The sequence below is a fragment of the Longimicrobium sp. genome (assembly GCF_048594345.1).
GTDB lineage: Bacteria > Gemmatimonadota > Gemmatimonadetes > Longimicrobiales > Longimicrobiaceae > Longimicrobium.
Window position 1 is genome coordinate 1 of sequence record NZ_JBMDXM010000143.1, and the last position, 14,465, is coordinate 14,465.

Here is a 14,465-nt window from a genome sequence, read left to right on the forward strand (position 1 = left end):
CGTAGAAATCCAGGAACCCCTCCCCGTACGGCCGCGCAAAGCTGGTGTACAGCATGGCGATCTCGCGGTCCACGTGCAGGTCGATCATCCCCGTAATGCGCTGCAGCACCTCGGTTCCCGCCTCGCGCTCCGTGTGGATGAACGGAAACACGTACGCGTCCACGGGATAGCCGTCCGCATGGATGCGGCGCACGAGACCCTGGTACATCTCGCGGTTCTCGGCGATGCAGCGAAAGATGCGCGGCAGGGCGCGGATGAGCGCCAGCGGGCTGCGGCGCACGGCCCGCACCTCGTCGATGTTGGGCTCGATGTCGATGCCCACGCGCTCCCAGCGCAGCCCGTGCGTGCGCGTCCAGGCGATGAAGTCGCCGTAGCGCTCCCACGCCTCGTGCGCGTTGTGTGCGTTGAACCAGTAGCCGCTCTCCTCTTCCAGCAGCAGCCACGCCGCCACCGGCACCCCCATGCGGTTCAGCCGCCGCACCACCTCTGCCCGCTCGCGGCTCAGGTCCACCAGTCCGATGGTGACCGTAGCCTTGAGCCGCTGCAGCAGCGGGATCAGCCCCGGATCCTGGAACAGCCGTACCAGCTCGGGCCCGCGCAGCTCGCAGAAGAACGAAAGCGTGGGCCACCCTCCGCCCTCGCGCGCTTGCTTGCGGCGATCGGCGTCGCGCTTTGCCCTGCGGCGATCCGGGTGCCACGGAAGACGGTCGAGAGCGGACATGGCCTGGGGTGTGGGAGATGACGGCTGCCCACGCATCAAGGCAACGCCCGTGCCGGGCTCTAGCGGATGTGAGAACCGCTTTGGCAACCCGGCAGACTGAGGTATGTACGTTATAAGTAACTATACCTGACGATGTACGTCATAGCGTACATAAAATTGAATGTTATATTTAACGTACACACTACCAGGGTGTTGCTTTTAACGTACATGTGCGCTAGCGTCCACGCGGATGCAGCATAGCAGGTAGCTCATGAGCCGGGATTCTGATGCTTGTCCATAACGCACGCGAGCTTGGATTGCGCATGCGCGATCAGCGATTGGAGCTCGGTCTGAGCCAAGCCGCTCTGGCGAAGCGCATCGGAGTGGCTCGCGCCTGGGTGATTCGCGTGGAGCGGGGCAATGCGGGTGCGGAAATTGGCCTGGTTCTCAAGGCACTCGCCGCACTGGGGCTGGACCTGGACGTACGCACGGCCGCGGCGCCCATGGCGCTTGGGGATGATCGCGAAGCCTGGGTTCCTGACCTCGCAGAGATCCTCGATCGAGCGCGGGGGAGCAGGCAGTGAGCGCCGCGCCGGTACTGATCACGCTGATGGGTGATCGCGTGGTAGGCCACGTAGAGCAGAACCTGCAAGGGAAGCTGCGTTTCACGTATGACCAGGCATGGCGCGACTGGCCGGGCGCGTACCCGCTGTCGTTGTCCATGCCGGTAGGCCTGCGTGAGCACGAGGATGAGAAGATCCGGCCGTACCTGGAAGGTCTTCTCCCCGACAACGAGTGGATCTTGCGGCGCTGGGGGAGCCAGTTCCACGTATCCGCGCGCAACCCATTCACGCTGCTGGCGCACGTGGGAGAAGACTGCGCGGGCGCCGTTCAGTTCTGCCGCCCCGACCGTGTCGCCGAGCTGCTGGCGAACGCCGATCCTCCGGTGCGGTGGGTATCAGAAGCACAGATCGCCGCGACCCTCCGGGAGCTGCGCACCGACAACGCAACCGGGCGTGTCGCGGCCGATCCCGGCTACTTCAGCCTTCCCGGTGCACAACCCAAGACGGCGCTGCTCCTGCAGGACGGGCGCTGGGGCATACCCTCGGGCCGCACGCCCACCACGCACATCCTCAAGCCGCCTCTCGGTGACCTGGAGGGCTTCGCCGAGAACGAGCACCTGTGCCTGCGCCTTGCGGCCGCGCTGGGCATGCCGGTCGCGCATTCCGAAGTTCGCCGGTTTGATGGAGAGATCGCGATCGTGGTGGAGCGGTACGATCGGGTGGCGCTGGGTGAACGGATCGCCCGTGTTCACCAGGAGGACTTCTGCCAGGCCCTCAGCGTTTCGCCGCGCATCAAGTACGAAGCGGAGGGCGGTCCTGGTGCCGGAGCGATGGCGAGGGTACTGCGCGACTTCTCCAGCGCCGCCGACGAAGATCTCGACACGCTGCTGACGGCGCTCACGCTGAACTGGGTGATTGGGGGAACGGACGCCCACGCCAAGAACTTTTCGCTGCTGATCGCTGCGCGTCAGGTCCGGCTGGCACCCCTCTACGACATCGCGAGCGTCCTGCCGTACCCGCGCCGCATCCCGCTGCAGAAGGCAAACCTCGCCCTCCGCGTGGGCGGTGAGTATCGACTGGTCAAGATCGGTCGCCGACACTGGGAGCGGCTCGTCAGGGAGATGGGCCTTGGCACGGATGCGATGGACCGGGTTCACGACGTCGTCGACGCCGTGCCGGATCGGATGGAGGAGGTCTGCGCGGCGGCGCGTGCGGAAGGCATAAACCACCCGGTGGTGGAGACGCTGGAGAAGGCCGTCAGGCAGCAGGCCGCGGCGTGCCTGTCGGTGCTGGACCGGCGTGCCCACGACTGACGCAGCCCACCCGTACATGCCGCGCGGCGTGCGGGGAATCAATCTCCGCAGAGCTAAACCTTTTACCCGTAGCTACTTATCGAATAACGTCCGAGGGAACCCGCGTGGCGGAGCGGGGTTCATCTAACGGATCCCCCGGGGACCGTTCACGTTGTAACCTCCAGTCCCGGCCGCACTTCGAGGGAACGGAACCTGCTCGTTCCCGGCCGGGAGCACCACGGACGGCACGCGCGCCGCATGAGGGCGCACCCGGCGTACGTCCGCGTCTCCGCTCGCTCAACGTGGCAGTACCGCATGATCAAGCACCCCCGCACGCCCCTGTACGCGGCCTTCATCGGCCTCGCCACCGGCCTTGCATTCAGCACGGCCGCCGGGGAAGGTGCAATCTTCTCGTACATCCCGTCGGTAGAAGAGCTTACGCCACACGTGCCGGACGATCCCATGCCCGCGCTTACCCACGCGGGGATGGCGCTGGCCGTGCGCGAGGCGGAGGGGAACCTGGAGGCGGGGCGCCCGTGGGCCGCGTGGAAGCAGCTGCGCGGCTACGTAAAGGATCCCGCCGAGGCGCCGGACGCGGTGGTGCTGACGGCGGCGCGGGCGGCGGCGGGGTGGGACGGATGGAGCCAGGTGCGCCGGCTGCTGGAGGGGCGCGACTGGCTGGCGGAGCGCTCGCGCGGCGAGGGGCTGTACCTGCTGGCGCGGGCCAACGAGGCGCGCAAGCAGTGGGGGCCGGCGGCGGAGGGGTACCGCCGCTACCTGGAGAACGGCCGCGCCGAGCACCGCATGGAAGCCGCGGCGCGCCAGGCCCGCGCGCGGGCCAGGGGGGATGACCACGGCGGCGCGGCGGAGGCGTACGCGCGCGCCGCCAGGGCGGGCGGGGACGGCGCGGACTGGATGTATGCGCTGGAAGCGGAGACGCGGGCCCGCACGGGAGACGCGGACGCGGCGCGCGCGGCGTCCGCACCCAGCGCAAGCGCCCCCGTGCGCCTGCGCCAGGCCCGCGCCGAAGCGCGCCTCTGGCTGGGCCGCGGCGACACGGCGCGCGCGCTGGACCGTCTGGGCCGCGAGGAGCCGATTCTTTCCGCCGCGGCCGCGGCGTCCGAGGCGGCGGAGATCGCGCTGGAGCACGCACGGCTGCTGAACGCCGTCGGCCGCGACGCCGAGGCGCGCGCGGACCTGCGCAAGGTGGCCGGGGACGCGCGCGTGCCGGGCTCGCTGCGCACTCGCGCGGCGGCGCGGCTGGGGGAGATGCCGGGGACGCGCACGGCGGACGAGGAACTCGCCCGCGCCGCCGCGTACGAGGCCGGCAAGCGCCCCGGCCTTGCCGCGCGGGCGCTGCGGGCGGCTCTCCGCGCCGGCGCCCCGGACGATCCCGCGGAGCGGCTGCGGCTGGGCAGGCTGCTCTTTGAAGAGCGCGACTTTCGCCCCGCGCGCGAGGCGCTGGCCGATGCGGCGGAGCGGCTGGCGGACCCGGCGCTGGCCGCGGAGGCGGAGCTGTACGCCGCCCGCGCGCTCGTGCGCCTGGGGAGCGACGAGGGTTGGGCGGAGATGCGCAAGCTGGTGGAGAAGCGCCCGGGCACCGCCGCCGCCGGCAGCGCGCTCTTTCTGCTGGGCGACGCGGCGGAAAACCGGGAGGTGGCGATCAGCTACTACCGCCGCGCGGCGGACGTGGCCGCGTCGCCGGACGCGCGCGAGGCGCTGTACCGCGTGGGCGACCGCCGGCTGAAGAACAAGGACCCGGCCGGCGCGGCGGCGGCGTGGGAGCAGTACGCCGGCCGCTATCCCGGCGGCTCGCAGACGGCGGAGGCGGCGTACCGCGCGGGCGTGCTGCACGAGCGAGCGGGGCGCGACGAAAAGGCGCGGGCCATGTACGCCGCCGCCATCGCCGCGGACCCGGTGTCGTACTACGCCATCCGCGCGGCGGACCGCATGGGAACCGACCCGCTGGCGCGCGCCCTGGCCAACGACCGTCCCTGGCCCAGCGCCCCGGGCGACGCGCGCGAGGCCGCGGGTGCGCTCAAGCGGCTGGCCGCGCTGCACCGCGCGGGGCTGACAGACGAGTGGAAGCAGGAGCTGGACTGGCAGACGCGCCGGCTGGACAGCCGTCCGTCCGCGCTTCTGGCGCTGGCCGAGGGGTTGCGGGACGACGGGCAGCCGGTGGAGGGGATCCGCCTGGGGCGCGCGCTGCTGGAGCGCCGCGGCGGCGAGTGGGACGCGCGGCTGCTGCGCGTCGTCTTTCCCTTCCCCTACCGCGAGTTGCTGGAGGAAGAGGCGGATCGGGTGGACGTGGATCCCTTTCTGCTCGCCGGGCTGGTGCGGCAGGAGTCATCGTTCAACCCGCGGGCGCGGTCGTGGGTGGGGGCCACGGGGCTAAGCCAGATCATGCCGGCGACGGGGCAGTGGCTGGCGCCGGGCGCGGGGGTGAGCAACTTTGACCCCAGCCTGCTGGCGGTGCCGGAGATCAACCTGCGTATGGGCGCCCGCTACCTGCGCGACCAGCTGCGCCGCTACGGCGGCAAGCGCGACCTGGCGCTGGCGGCGTACAACGCAGGGCCCAGCCGCGCGGACCGCTGGCGGCGGGAGCTTGGCTACGGCGGCGATCCCGACGCGTTCCGCGAGCGCATCCCCTTCGCGGAAACGCGCGAGTACGTGCAGGTGGTGCTGCGCAACGCCGTGGTGTACCGCCGGCTGTACGGCGGCGGCCGTTCGCCGGGGCTTTCGGCCGGCGGATCGTAACTTCCGGCGCCGCCCCCGCGCAGGTAGCGAAACCCGGCGGGTTTGCCGGGGTAGACCGTTGACCGACGCCGTGCCCGCGCCTTACCATGGGTGCGGCACGGCGCCCGCTTGTGATTTCCGTGCCTGCCGGCCGACTTTCCCGTAGCGCGATGAATCGAATCCTCCGACCGACAGCCCTGGTGGTGCTGCTGGCGGCGCTCGGCATGGGCGCGGCCCCGGCGGGCGCGCAGAGCCTGCGGGGTTCGCGGCCCAGCATCGAGCGGATGTACCAGCAGGCGCAGAACCACGACCTCACGTTCTACCGCACGGGGACGGGGGTTCGCGGCGCCGCGCGCGACGGCGACCTGGTGCGCCTGAGCGGCAACGAGCACTACCGGCTGAGCGGCGTTTCGTACCCGTACGCGCTGCCCAGCGCGCGGATGTTCGTGCAGCGGCTGGCGGCGCAGTACCACGCCCGCTGCGGCGAGCGGCTGGTGATCACCAGCGCCGTGCGCCCCACCTCGCTGCGCCTGGCCAACTCGGCGGACCGCTCCGTTCATCCGACCGGGATGGGGATCGACATCCGCAAGCCGCGCGCGTCGGGGTGCCTGTCCTGGCTGCGGCAGACGCTGCTCTCGCTGGAAACGCAGGGCGTGATCGAGGCGACGGAAGAGAATCGTCCGCCGCACTTTCACGTAGCCGTGTTCCCCACGCAGTACCGGCGCTACGTGAACAACGCCGACGGGGAGAACGATGACGACGGCCGCGCCTCCACGCGCGTGGCGACGCGCGGAAGCGGCTCCTCGTCCAGCCGCTCCACGCAGTCCAGCCGCTCCACCTACCGCGTGCGCCAGGGCGATTCGCTGTGGGATATCGCGCGGCGCAACGACACCACGGTCGACCGCCTGCGCGCCGCCAACGACATGCGCAGCAACCGCATTGTCCCCGGCCAGATCCTGATCATCCCGACGCGGTAGACGAGAGACAGAGCAGTGCAGACGATGAGGACGCAGGGGCGACGAATCGCCTCTGCGTCCTTTCTCTTGCCATGTGTCCCGGAATCCGCAAAAGAACAGATCTCATCTCACTCATACCAGATCCGGCAAAACACCTCACTTCAAGTCGGGACTACAGGAAACAGAGGTCAGAGTACAGAGGAACAGACAACAGCCAGAGGAACAGAGGACGGAATGCGCATTACCTCTGTTCCTCTGGCTGTTCCCGGTCCCTCTGTACCTTCTGATGTTGTTTTTCTGGATTCCGTGTCACCGCGTGAGATGAATTTCAGGAAGATAAGAAAATGCTCCGGATCTTTGTATCAGTTGATCGAATCACCACTTGTGGGGCTTTCAGGCGCGGACAGGGGGCGTCCACGTAGCCGGACAGGGTGCATCGTCCTCATCGACAGAAATCCAGCAACGGCGCGGAAAAACCAGCGCGCCGGCATTTGCTCTCCGGGATTGGCGTGCCGTCTCCGCGGGTGGGGCCGGCCTCAGTGGTACCCCCAGAGCGAGAAGCGAACGATGATCAGGATGATACGCGGACTGACCGCGAGCGCCGTGCTGGCGCTGGCGGCGGTATCCGGCGGATGCGCCGGGTACGGGATGGAAGACGTGTACGGCGGGCGCGGAGGATGGGGCGGCAGCTCGGAAATGCGCGGCCAGGTGGATGCCGTACACTCGCGCTACCACACCATTCGGCTGCGGCGCGACAACGGCCGCGTGGCCGACGTGCGCTACGACTCGCGCACCGAGGTGGTGGACCGCGACCGGCGCTACCGGGCCGAGTCGCTGGACCGCGGCGACTACGTGACCATGCGCGTGAGCCGCGACTCGCGCGGCCAGCTGTACACGCGCCACGTGACGGTGCGCCGCAACGCCGCCGTCGCCGACCGCAATCGCGTTCCCGACCGCCGCCGCGGCGACGACCGGTGGGATGACCGCCGCAACCGCCGGGACGACCGCTACGAGGCGCGGTCGGTGGCGGGGCGCGTGGAGCGGGTGGACCGCTCCGGCCGGCGCTTTCAGCTGCGGACCGACCGCGGCAACGTGTGGGTGACGCTGCCGTCAAACGCCGGGCGCGGCGTGCGCGAGCGGTTCCAGCGGCTTCGCACCGGTGCCTACGTGAGCGTGGAGGGCCGATACGTGAACGGGGAGCGCTTTCAGCTGGAGCGATTCAGGTAGTCCGCGGAAGATCCGCAGGCTCCCGCGGCGGCCCGCATCGTGCGGGCGGTGTAGAACGTACGCCCAATGTACGTGGGAGCCTTCGCGGAGGAGGATTTTCGCGGTACATTGGTGTGCAGACACCGTTTCGGGGCCGCGCCGGGCAGACTGGCGCGGCCTCGCCCGTCCGATGCACTCTACCGCGAACGCCGATGCACACCGCCGCCGACCATCCCCACTACTACCACGCCCAGGACCTGCCGCGCTTTGGCGAGATTGGCAAGGACGCGCCGGAGCTGGCGGAGAAGTTCTTTGCCTGGTACAACGCGGTCTTTGCCGAGGGCGCGCTGACGGCGCGCGAAAAGTCGCTGATCGCGCTGGCGGTGGCGCACGCGGTACAGTGCCCGTACTGCATCGACGCGTACTCCGGCGACTGCCTGCAGAAGGGCGCCGACACGGAGCAGATGACGGAAGCCCTGCACGTAGCGGCGGCCATCCGCGGCGGCGCCTCGCTGGTGCACGGCATCCAGATGCGCAACCACGCCGACCGGCTGGGGATGTAAGGGGACAGGTTCAAGGGCCCGGGGTCAACGATCAAGTACGGGGATCAAACCGCTGGACACTTGAACCGGGGCCCGGGCACTCTTCACGGAACTCCGAATCAGCACAGATGTCGTCAACCCTTTCCCGGCACCGGGTTCTTCCCACGCTGCAGAAGCGCCACGTTCCGCTCGCCTCTACCCAGGCGCAGCTGGGGTTGCTGGGGCGGGTGCCGGTCGCACGGTCGTTTGAGCAGGCGCTGGACGGGGCGGGTCTGTTTCCGCTGCGGGCCACGGGGATCGACATCCTGCAGATCAACGTGGGCCGCAAGTGCAACCAGACCTGCCGCCACTGCCACGTGGACGCCGGTCCGGACCGCACGGAGATGATGCCCGACGCCGTGATGGACCGCTGCCTGAAAATCATCGAGGGGACCGACATCCCCACGGTGGACATCACGGGCGGGGCGCCGGAGCTGCACAAGCGCTGGCGCGAGCTGGTGGTGCGGGCGCGCGCGGCGGGAAAGCACGTGATGGACCGCTGCAACCTTACCATCACCCGTCTGCCCAACTACGCATACCTGCCGGGGTTCTTCGCGGAGCACGGGGTGCACGTGGTGGCGTCGCTGCCGCACTATCGCGAGAAGGGGACGGACCAGCAGCGCGGCGACGGGGTGTTCGAAGAATCCATCGAGGCCCTCCGCGCGCTGAACGCCGTGGGTTACGGGAGCGACCCGGCGCTGCAGATCGACCTGGTCACCAACCCGGTGGGAACCTTTCTGCCGGGGGACCAGGGCGCGCTGGAGGCGGAGTGGAAGCGGCAGATGGAGCGGCTGTACGGCATCCGCTTCAACCGGCTGTACACCATCACCAACATGCCCATCAGCCGCTTTCTTGACTTTCTGGATGAGAGCGGGCGGCTGGACGAGTACATGGAGCGGCTGGTGACGGCGTTCAACCCCGCGGCGGCGGTGGGGGTGATGTGCCGCAACACGCTTTCCGTGGGGTGGGACGGCACGCTGTACGACTGCGACTTTAACCAGATGCTGGACCTGCCGGTGCACCCCCCGGCGGCGCGTACCGTGTTCGACTTTGACCTGGACGCACTGGCGGGGCGCGAGATCGTGCTGGGGCCGCACTGCTATGGCTGCACCGCGGGCGCCGGATCCAGCTGCGGCGGCGCGACGGCGTAGGGCGCCTCGATTGACGGTGGAACGCGAACGGCCGGCACCCGGGGAAGGGTGCCGGCCTTCTGTGTTCCGGTTCCACGCGTCAGCCGCCGGCCTGCAGGGCGGCGACGCGCTCGGTGATGCGCTGGATGGTGGGCGCGTGGCGGCGTGGGGCACGGTCCAGGTAGGCGCGGTAGATCGCGATGGCTTTCGCGGTCTGGCCCGCGTTGTCGAACACGACGCCCAGGCGCAGGTACGGCTCCGCCCAGTGCGGCTCCAGCTGCAGGGCGCGCTGAAAGGCGGCGATGGCCTCGTCACGCTGGTTGGCGGCCACGAGGGCGTTGCCGTGCTCGTAGTGCATCACCGCGTCATTCGGCGCGAGTTCCACGGCCTGCGCCATGTGCTCCACGGCTTCGGTGCGATTGCGCTCGCGCAGGGCGGCGCGGGCCAGCGCGGCGCGGGCGGGGTACATCGACAGGTCCTCCTCCAGCGCGCGCTCCCACGCCCGCCGCGCCTCCGCGTGCCGGCCGCGCGCCTCGTGCAGCATCCCCAGCCCATACTCGTACATGGCCTTGGACTCGTAGTAGCCCAGGGTCGCACGGTCCTGCGTCCGCAGCGTCTCCAGAAGGTGCGTCAGCTCCACCGCGGCGCTGTCCAGCTGTCCGGCGCCGACGAACGAAAGCGCGCGCCACTGACGGAAGCGCACGTTGGCCACCGGGTTGGCACGCACCACCCGGCCAAAGCCCGCCGCCGCCTGGCCAAAGTCGCCGCGTCCGTAGTTCATGAACGCGGTGGCGGCGCCGTCCCAGCGCATCTCGCGCCCCATCCGCGACCACAGCCCCGCCTCGAACCCACGGTGCACGAACGGGTTGCGGTAGTACGACGCCCGCCGCAGCGCCTCGTTGGCGATCACGTCGGCGCGCTCGAACGTACGCGGCTCTTCGTACACGTACGACAGCCACGTTCCCCAGTCGCGCGAATAGAAGGTGGCCCACTGCGCGAACAGCGGCTCCGCGCGCGTGGGGTCTAGCCGCGCCGCCCAGTAGAACGCGGCTTGCGCGCGCGCGGGAAAGCGCTCGAACTGCTGCTCGCCGTACTCGAAGTACGCCTCCCAGTCATCGGGATCTGCCCCGCGCCCCAGGTTGGGGCGCTCGGGTGCCTGCTGCGCCCCGGCGGGAGCGGCGGCGACGGCGCACGCGGCCATCAGCGTACAGAAGAAGATCAATCGGCGCATTGGTGGATGAACGAGGTAAACGTGAGGGTTCTCGCGGGCGAACTGAGGGCGCGGCGGCTGCAGGTGTGCGTGCGTTGCGGCGAGGAGGGGCCGGGGAGGATCGAAGCCGGGTCGTAGGGAGGGAAACCGCGAGCCTCAGAATACTCTCGTTTCCGGCATGGGTCAACCATAAAATGTCGATCAGGTGTCGCACGCACATCCATCAAAGACGAAAAGCATCACGCGGAGCCGCGGAAATGAAAGAAGAGGCGCGGAGGATGCCATCCTCCGCGCCTCTTCTGTTCTCCGCGCCTCCGCGTGCAATCCGTTCCGCCCTCAGTCGTCGCCCGCCGCGGCCGCGGGTGCCGCGAAGTCGGGATCGGGCGTAAAGTCCTCGCCGGGGTTGATGAAGCGGTCGCTTTCCAGCGCGTACTGGCGGTCGTGCAGCTCGCGGTAGCGGCCGCCCAGCGCCATCAGCTGCGCGTGTGTGCCCCGCTCCACCACCTCGCCCGCCTCCAGCACGGCGATCTGGTCGGCGCTGCGGATGGTGGACAGGCGGTGCGCGATGACGAACGCCGTGCGCCCCTGCCGCAGCCGGCGCAGGCCTTCCTGAATCTTGTACTCGCTTTCGCTGTCCAGCGAAGACGTCGCCTCGTCCAGGATGAGGATGCGGGGGTCGGCCAGCAGCGCGCGGGCGATGGCGATTCGCTGCCGCTGCCCGCCGCTCAGCTTGATCCCCCGCTCGCCGACGACGGTGTCGTACCCCTCGGGAAACTCGCTGATGAAGTCGTGCGCGTTGGCGATGCGGGCCACCTCCTGGATTTCCGGGCGCGTGGCGTCGGGGCGGGCGAAGCGGATGTTGTCGGCCACGGTGCCGTCGAACAGAAAGTTCTCCTGCAGCACCACGCCCAGCTGCGCGCGGTAGTCGGCCAGCTTGAGCTCGCCCAGGTCGCGCCCGTCGATCAGCACGCGGCCTGACGTGGGCTGGTTGAACGCCATCACCAGGCTTACCAGCGTGCTTTTGCCGCTGCCGCTGCTGCCGACAAGCGCGGTGGTGGTTCCCGGCGGCACGTGCAGGTTGATGCCGCGCAGCACCGGCTGCCCCTCGTTGTACTCGTACCACACGTCCTGCAGCCGCACGTCGCCCTCGATGCGCCCCATCGGGTCGCGGTCGCGGTCCTCCTGGTCTTCGGTGCGCATGGCCATCACCTCGCGAATGCGGTCCAGCCCCGCGAACGCCTCGCTCACCTGCGTGCCGATGGAGGCGATCTGCATCACCGGCGCGGCCAGCAGGCTGGTGAAAAAGACAAAGGCGAACAGGTCACCCAGCGTCATCGTCTCGTCCAGGATGGCCCGGCCGCCGATGAGGATCACCGCCAGCGACACGGCGCCGATCACCGCCGTGCCCACCGACGAAACCAGCGAAACGCCGGTGATGGAGCTGGCGATGTTGCGGAACAGCCGGTGCGCGCCGCGGGTGAACACGCGCTGCTCGCGCTTTTCCGTGCCGTACGCCTTGACCACGCGAATGCCGCCCAGCGTTTCCGTCAGGCGGCCGTTGACCTCGGCCGTGATCTGGCCGCGCTCGCGAAAGATGGGGCGCAGCTTCTTGAACGTGGTGCTCATGGTAAAGCCAAAGCCGGCCAGGATGACCACGATGGCCAGGGTGAGCACCCAGTTGAGGTACAGCAGCGCCACCAGCGCCAGCGACGCGGTAAACACGCTGCCCACCAGTTGCACGATGCCGGTGCCCACCAGATTGCGGATGCCCTCGGCGTCGTTCATCACCCGCGACACCAGCACGCCCACCTGGGTGCTGTCGAAGTACTTGATGGGGAGGCGGGTGATGTGCTGCTGCACGCGCCGCCGCATGTCGGTGATGGCCCGCTGGGCGGTGACGCTGATGACCTGCGACAGCGCGTAGCCGGTCACCCCCTGCACCAGCGTGGCAAACAGTACGGCGCCCGCCAGCGGCAGCAGCAGGTCCGGCCGCCCCGGCGCCTTGAGCACGGTGTCGATGAGGTACTTGGAGCTGGCGGCGGGCACCAGCCCCGCCACGCGGCTCACCAGCATGAGCACCAGCCCAATGCCCAGGTACCGGCGGTGCGCCCACATCAGGTGCCTGGCCTCGCGCCACGCCTCGGGGTTGCGCAGGGGCTTGGGCTTTGTGGATTTGGATGCGTCGTCTGCCATCACGTCCGTCCTGTGCGGGTGCCGCGCCGGAGTCTCACGCGGAGACGCGGAGGGCGCGGAGCAAAATCAATGGGTAGGTGGATGATCTCGGCTGATCCCAACAGGTGTCGTTCACCAGCGCAAGCCTCTCGTCGCACCGCCTCCAGGAGCGAATGCATTCGCCGCTGAAAAGCGCGAAATCCGCCTTCGCGGATTGTGGCCGCGGGTGCGTGGCGCTTCCCTCACCGCCGTGCATTCCGCCGTGTACCGGTTGCGGACGCGCAGGTGCATGGAACGCCGTACACGGCCGGGCCGCCGAGTCCGCGCAGGCGGACTTTGCGAACTCGTAGCGGTGAATTTGTTCGCTCCCGCGGACGGACCGCACGTTCCCGGTCGGAACCGCGACGCCATCAACCGCCTCGGAGCGAGGCCCGCTGAATCACCGGTCCGGCATTCGTCCGGCGTTCACCCGCCGCATACGCTGGCCGCGGTCAGTCCTCCGCGGCGGCGGCGTGGGGGCGGCGGTCGGCGGAGCGGCGGCGGGGCTTGCCGTTGGACGGCTCCTGCGGCGCCTCCATGGGCTCGGCGAGCGGCGGCGCGCCGGCGCCTTCGAACGGCGAGTGCTGCACCGGCACCGTGGCCTGCCGCAGCGTGCCCACCAGCGCAAGCGTGAGCAGCGTGGCGGCGATCGCCACCCATCCCACGGTGTTGTACCCCGTGAGCGGCTGCCCCTCGCCCCCGCCGATCAGCAGGCCGGCCACGAACGCCGCCGCGCCCGCCGCGCCCTGCTGGATGGACGAGTTGAGCGTCATGAAGCTGCCCCGCCGCCGCGGCTCTACCACGCCCGTGATGAGCGCGGTGACGGAGATCATCCGCCCCGACGCCATCACCATCATCAGCGTGGTCACCACCAGGATCACCGGCATCGACACGCGCGGCAGGTTGGTGACGGCGGTGATGGGGATGATGCTGAGCATGGCCGCGAGCATGAACACGCGCGCGTGGCCAAAGCGGTCCGCCAGCGGGCCCCAGAGGAACGGCCCGGTGACGATGGTTCCAATGCCGCCCACCAGGTAGATCAGGTCCAGCCGGGTCTCCGGCATCCCCACGTTCTCCACCAGGTAGGCGCTCAGGAACGGCACCACCGTAAAGGCGGAGAACATGATGGCGGTGGTGAGCAGAAAGGCACGCACGTGCCGCGGCTCACGCGCGACCGCCAGCAGCTCGCTGAATGGCGACGGATCGTCGCTGCGGCGGCCCGTCAGGTGGCCGCGCATGGACGGCAGCGCCACGGCGGCGATCACAAACACCACGGCGGTCACGGCGGCCAGAAAGAGGAACGGCGTTTCCCAGGCGCCCCGCTCCGCCAGTGACAGGCCGAACGGCAGCCCCAGCACCGACGCCGCGCTGAAGCCGCCCATCACCACGCCCATGGCGGTGCCGCGGCGCTCCGGGCGGATGTAGTCGCCCACGATGGCGAACACCACGCCCGCCAGCACGCCGCCAAACGAGCCCGCGACCACGCGCGCGGCCATCAGCAGCCAGTAGTCGTCCACCAGTCCGCACAGCAGCGTTCCCACGCCAAAGCCGGCCAGCAGGAACAGCAGCATGCGCTTGCGGTCGTACCGGTCCATGAACGCGGCCGCCAGCAGCCCGGACGCCGCGGCCGCGAAGGTGTACGCCGAGACCAGCAGCCCGAACTCGCGCGCGGACACGTGCAGCGAGCGCATGAGCATGGGCGCCAGCGGCATCATGAGCACAAAGTCCAGGATGTGGCAGAACTGCACCGCCGTGAGCACCAGCAGCAGCAGCCACTCACGGCGGGTGAACACACTCGATTTGATTCTAAGGCCTGCCATCCTGCTCCGATTCTGGATTGATGAACAACGATTCAGATATTGCGCGCGCCCCGGGGACCC

The 14,465-nt window shown here is 69.5% G+C and carries 11 protein-coding genes; 7 read left to right on the forward strand and 4 right to left on the reverse strand.

All coding sequences use genetic code 11. The features are described from left to right. Nucleotides 1-721, reverse strand: a 721-nt coding sequence (locus ACOJUJ_RS15760) for a hypothetical protein (RefSeq protein ID WP_420127851.1), incomplete at its 3' end; no start/stop codon positions are given. A gap of 266 nt (nucleotides 722-987) precedes the next feature. Here ACOJUJ_RS15760 and ACOJUJ_RS15765 point away from each other — a divergent pair. The 7 genes from ACOJUJ_RS15765 (at nucleotide 988) to arsS (ending at nucleotide 9,185) form a co-directional block, all read left to right on the forward strand. Further along, entirely contained in the window at nucleotides 988-1,284 is a 297-nt protein-coding gene (locus tag ACOJUJ_RS15765; protein WP_420127852.1) for a helix-turn-helix transcriptional regulator, read from the forward strand. Then, nucleotides 1,281-2,576, forward strand: coding sequence for a type II toxin-antitoxin system HipA family toxin (locus ACOJUJ_RS15770; RefSeq protein ID WP_420127853.1), 1,296 nt, complete (start codon nucleotides 1,281-1,283; stop codon nucleotides 2,574-2,576). Before ACOJUJ_RS15765 ends, ACOJUJ_RS15770 begins: the two co-directional genes overlap by 4 nt. Nucleotides 2,577-2,870: 294 nt before the next feature. Further along, on the forward strand, nucleotides 2,871-5,312 hold the full coding sequence (locus ACOJUJ_RS15775) for a transglycosylase SLT domain-containing protein (protein ID WP_420127854.1): 2,442 nt from the start codon (nucleotides 2,871-2,873) through the stop codon (nucleotides 5,310-5,312). Between the two features lie 149 nt (nucleotides 5,313-5,461). After that, nucleotides 5,462-6,268, forward strand: coding sequence for a DUF5715 family protein (locus tag ACOJUJ_RS15780; protein ID WP_420127855.1), 807 nt, complete (start codon nucleotides 5,462-5,464; stop codon nucleotides 6,266-6,268). A gap of 546 nt (nucleotides 6,269-6,814) precedes the next feature. Beyond that, nucleotides 6,815-7,474, forward strand: a complete 660-nt coding sequence (locus ACOJUJ_RS15785; protein ID WP_420127856.1) for an OB-fold nucleic acid binding domain-containing protein — start codon at nucleotides 6,815-6,817, stop codon at nucleotides 7,472-7,474. Between the two features lie 191 nt (nucleotides 7,475-7,665). Continuing rightward, nucleotides 7,666-8,016, forward strand: a complete 351-nt coding sequence (locus tag ACOJUJ_RS15790) for an arsenosugar biosynthesis-associated peroxidase-like protein (protein WP_420127857.1) — start codon at nucleotides 7,666-7,668, stop codon at nucleotides 8,014-8,016. Nucleotides 8,017-8,123: 107 nt separating this feature from the next. Then, entirely contained in the window at nucleotides 8,124-9,185 is a 1,062-nt protein-coding gene (gene arsS / locus ACOJUJ_RS15795; RefSeq protein WP_420127858.1) for an arsenosugar biosynthesis radical SAM (seleno)protein ArsS, read from the forward strand. Nucleotides 9,186-9,264: 79 nt separating this feature from the next. Here the strand turns inward: arsS and ACOJUJ_RS15800 are convergent, their stop codons facing one another. The 3 genes from ACOJUJ_RS15800 to ACOJUJ_RS15810 form a co-directional block, all read right to left on the reverse strand. Then, on the reverse strand, nucleotides 9,265-10,395 hold the full coding sequence (locus tag ACOJUJ_RS15800) for a tetratricopeptide repeat protein (RefSeq protein ID WP_420127859.1): 1,131 nt from the start codon (nucleotides 10,393-10,395) through the stop codon (nucleotides 9,265-9,267). Between the two features lie 315 nt (nucleotides 10,396-10,710). After that, nucleotides 10,711-12,567: an ABC transporter ATP-binding protein gene (locus ACOJUJ_RS15805; protein ID WP_420127860.1), complete on the reverse strand. Its 1,857-nt coding sequence runs from the start codon at nucleotides 12,565-12,567 to the stop codon at nucleotides 10,711-10,713. A gap of 470 nt (nucleotides 12,568-13,037) precedes the next feature. Next, nucleotides 13,038-14,405: an MFS transporter gene (locus ACOJUJ_RS15810; RefSeq protein WP_420127861.1), complete on the reverse strand. Its 1,368-nt coding sequence runs from the start codon at nucleotides 14,403-14,405 to the stop codon at nucleotides 13,038-13,040. Nucleotides 14,406-14,465 lie beyond the last annotated feature (60 nt).

Excerpts from the sequence above, each read along its gene's own strand:
- ACOJUJ_RS15765 (WP_420127852.1), top strand. The coding sequence starts at position 988 with ATGCTTGTCCATAACGCACGCGAGCTTGGATTGCGCATGCGCGATCAG.
- ACOJUJ_RS15775 (WP_420127854.1), top strand. The coding sequence starts at position 2,871 with ATGATCAAGCACCCCCGCACGCCCCTGTACGCGGCCTTCATCGGCCTC.
- ACOJUJ_RS15780 (WP_420127855.1), top strand. The coding sequence starts at position 5,462 with ATGAATCGAATCCTCCGACCGACAGCCCTGGTGGTGCTGCTGGCGGCG.
- ACOJUJ_RS15785 (WP_420127856.1), top strand. The coding sequence starts at position 6,815 with ATGATCAGGATGATACGCGGACTGACCGCGAGCGCCGTGCTGGCGCTG.
- ACOJUJ_RS15790 (WP_420127857.1), top strand. The coding sequence starts at position 7,666 with ATGCACACCGCCGCCGACCATCCCCACTACTACCACGCCCAGGACCTG.
- arsS (WP_420127858.1), top strand. The coding sequence starts at position 8,124 with ATGTCGTCAACCCTTTCCCGGCACCGGGTTCTTCCCACGCTGCAGAAG.
- ACOJUJ_RS15800 (WP_420127859.1), bottom strand. The coding sequence starts at position 10,395 with ATGCGCCGATTGATCTTCTTCTGTACGCTGATGGCCGCGTGCGCCGTC.
- ACOJUJ_RS15805 (WP_420127860.1), bottom strand. The coding sequence starts at position 12,567 with ATGGCAGACGACGCATCCAAATCCACAAAGCCCAAGCCCCTGCGCAAC.
- ACOJUJ_RS15810 (WP_420127861.1), bottom strand. The coding sequence starts at position 14,405 with ATGGCAGGCCTTAGAATCAAATCGAGTGTGTTCACCCGCCGTGAGTGG.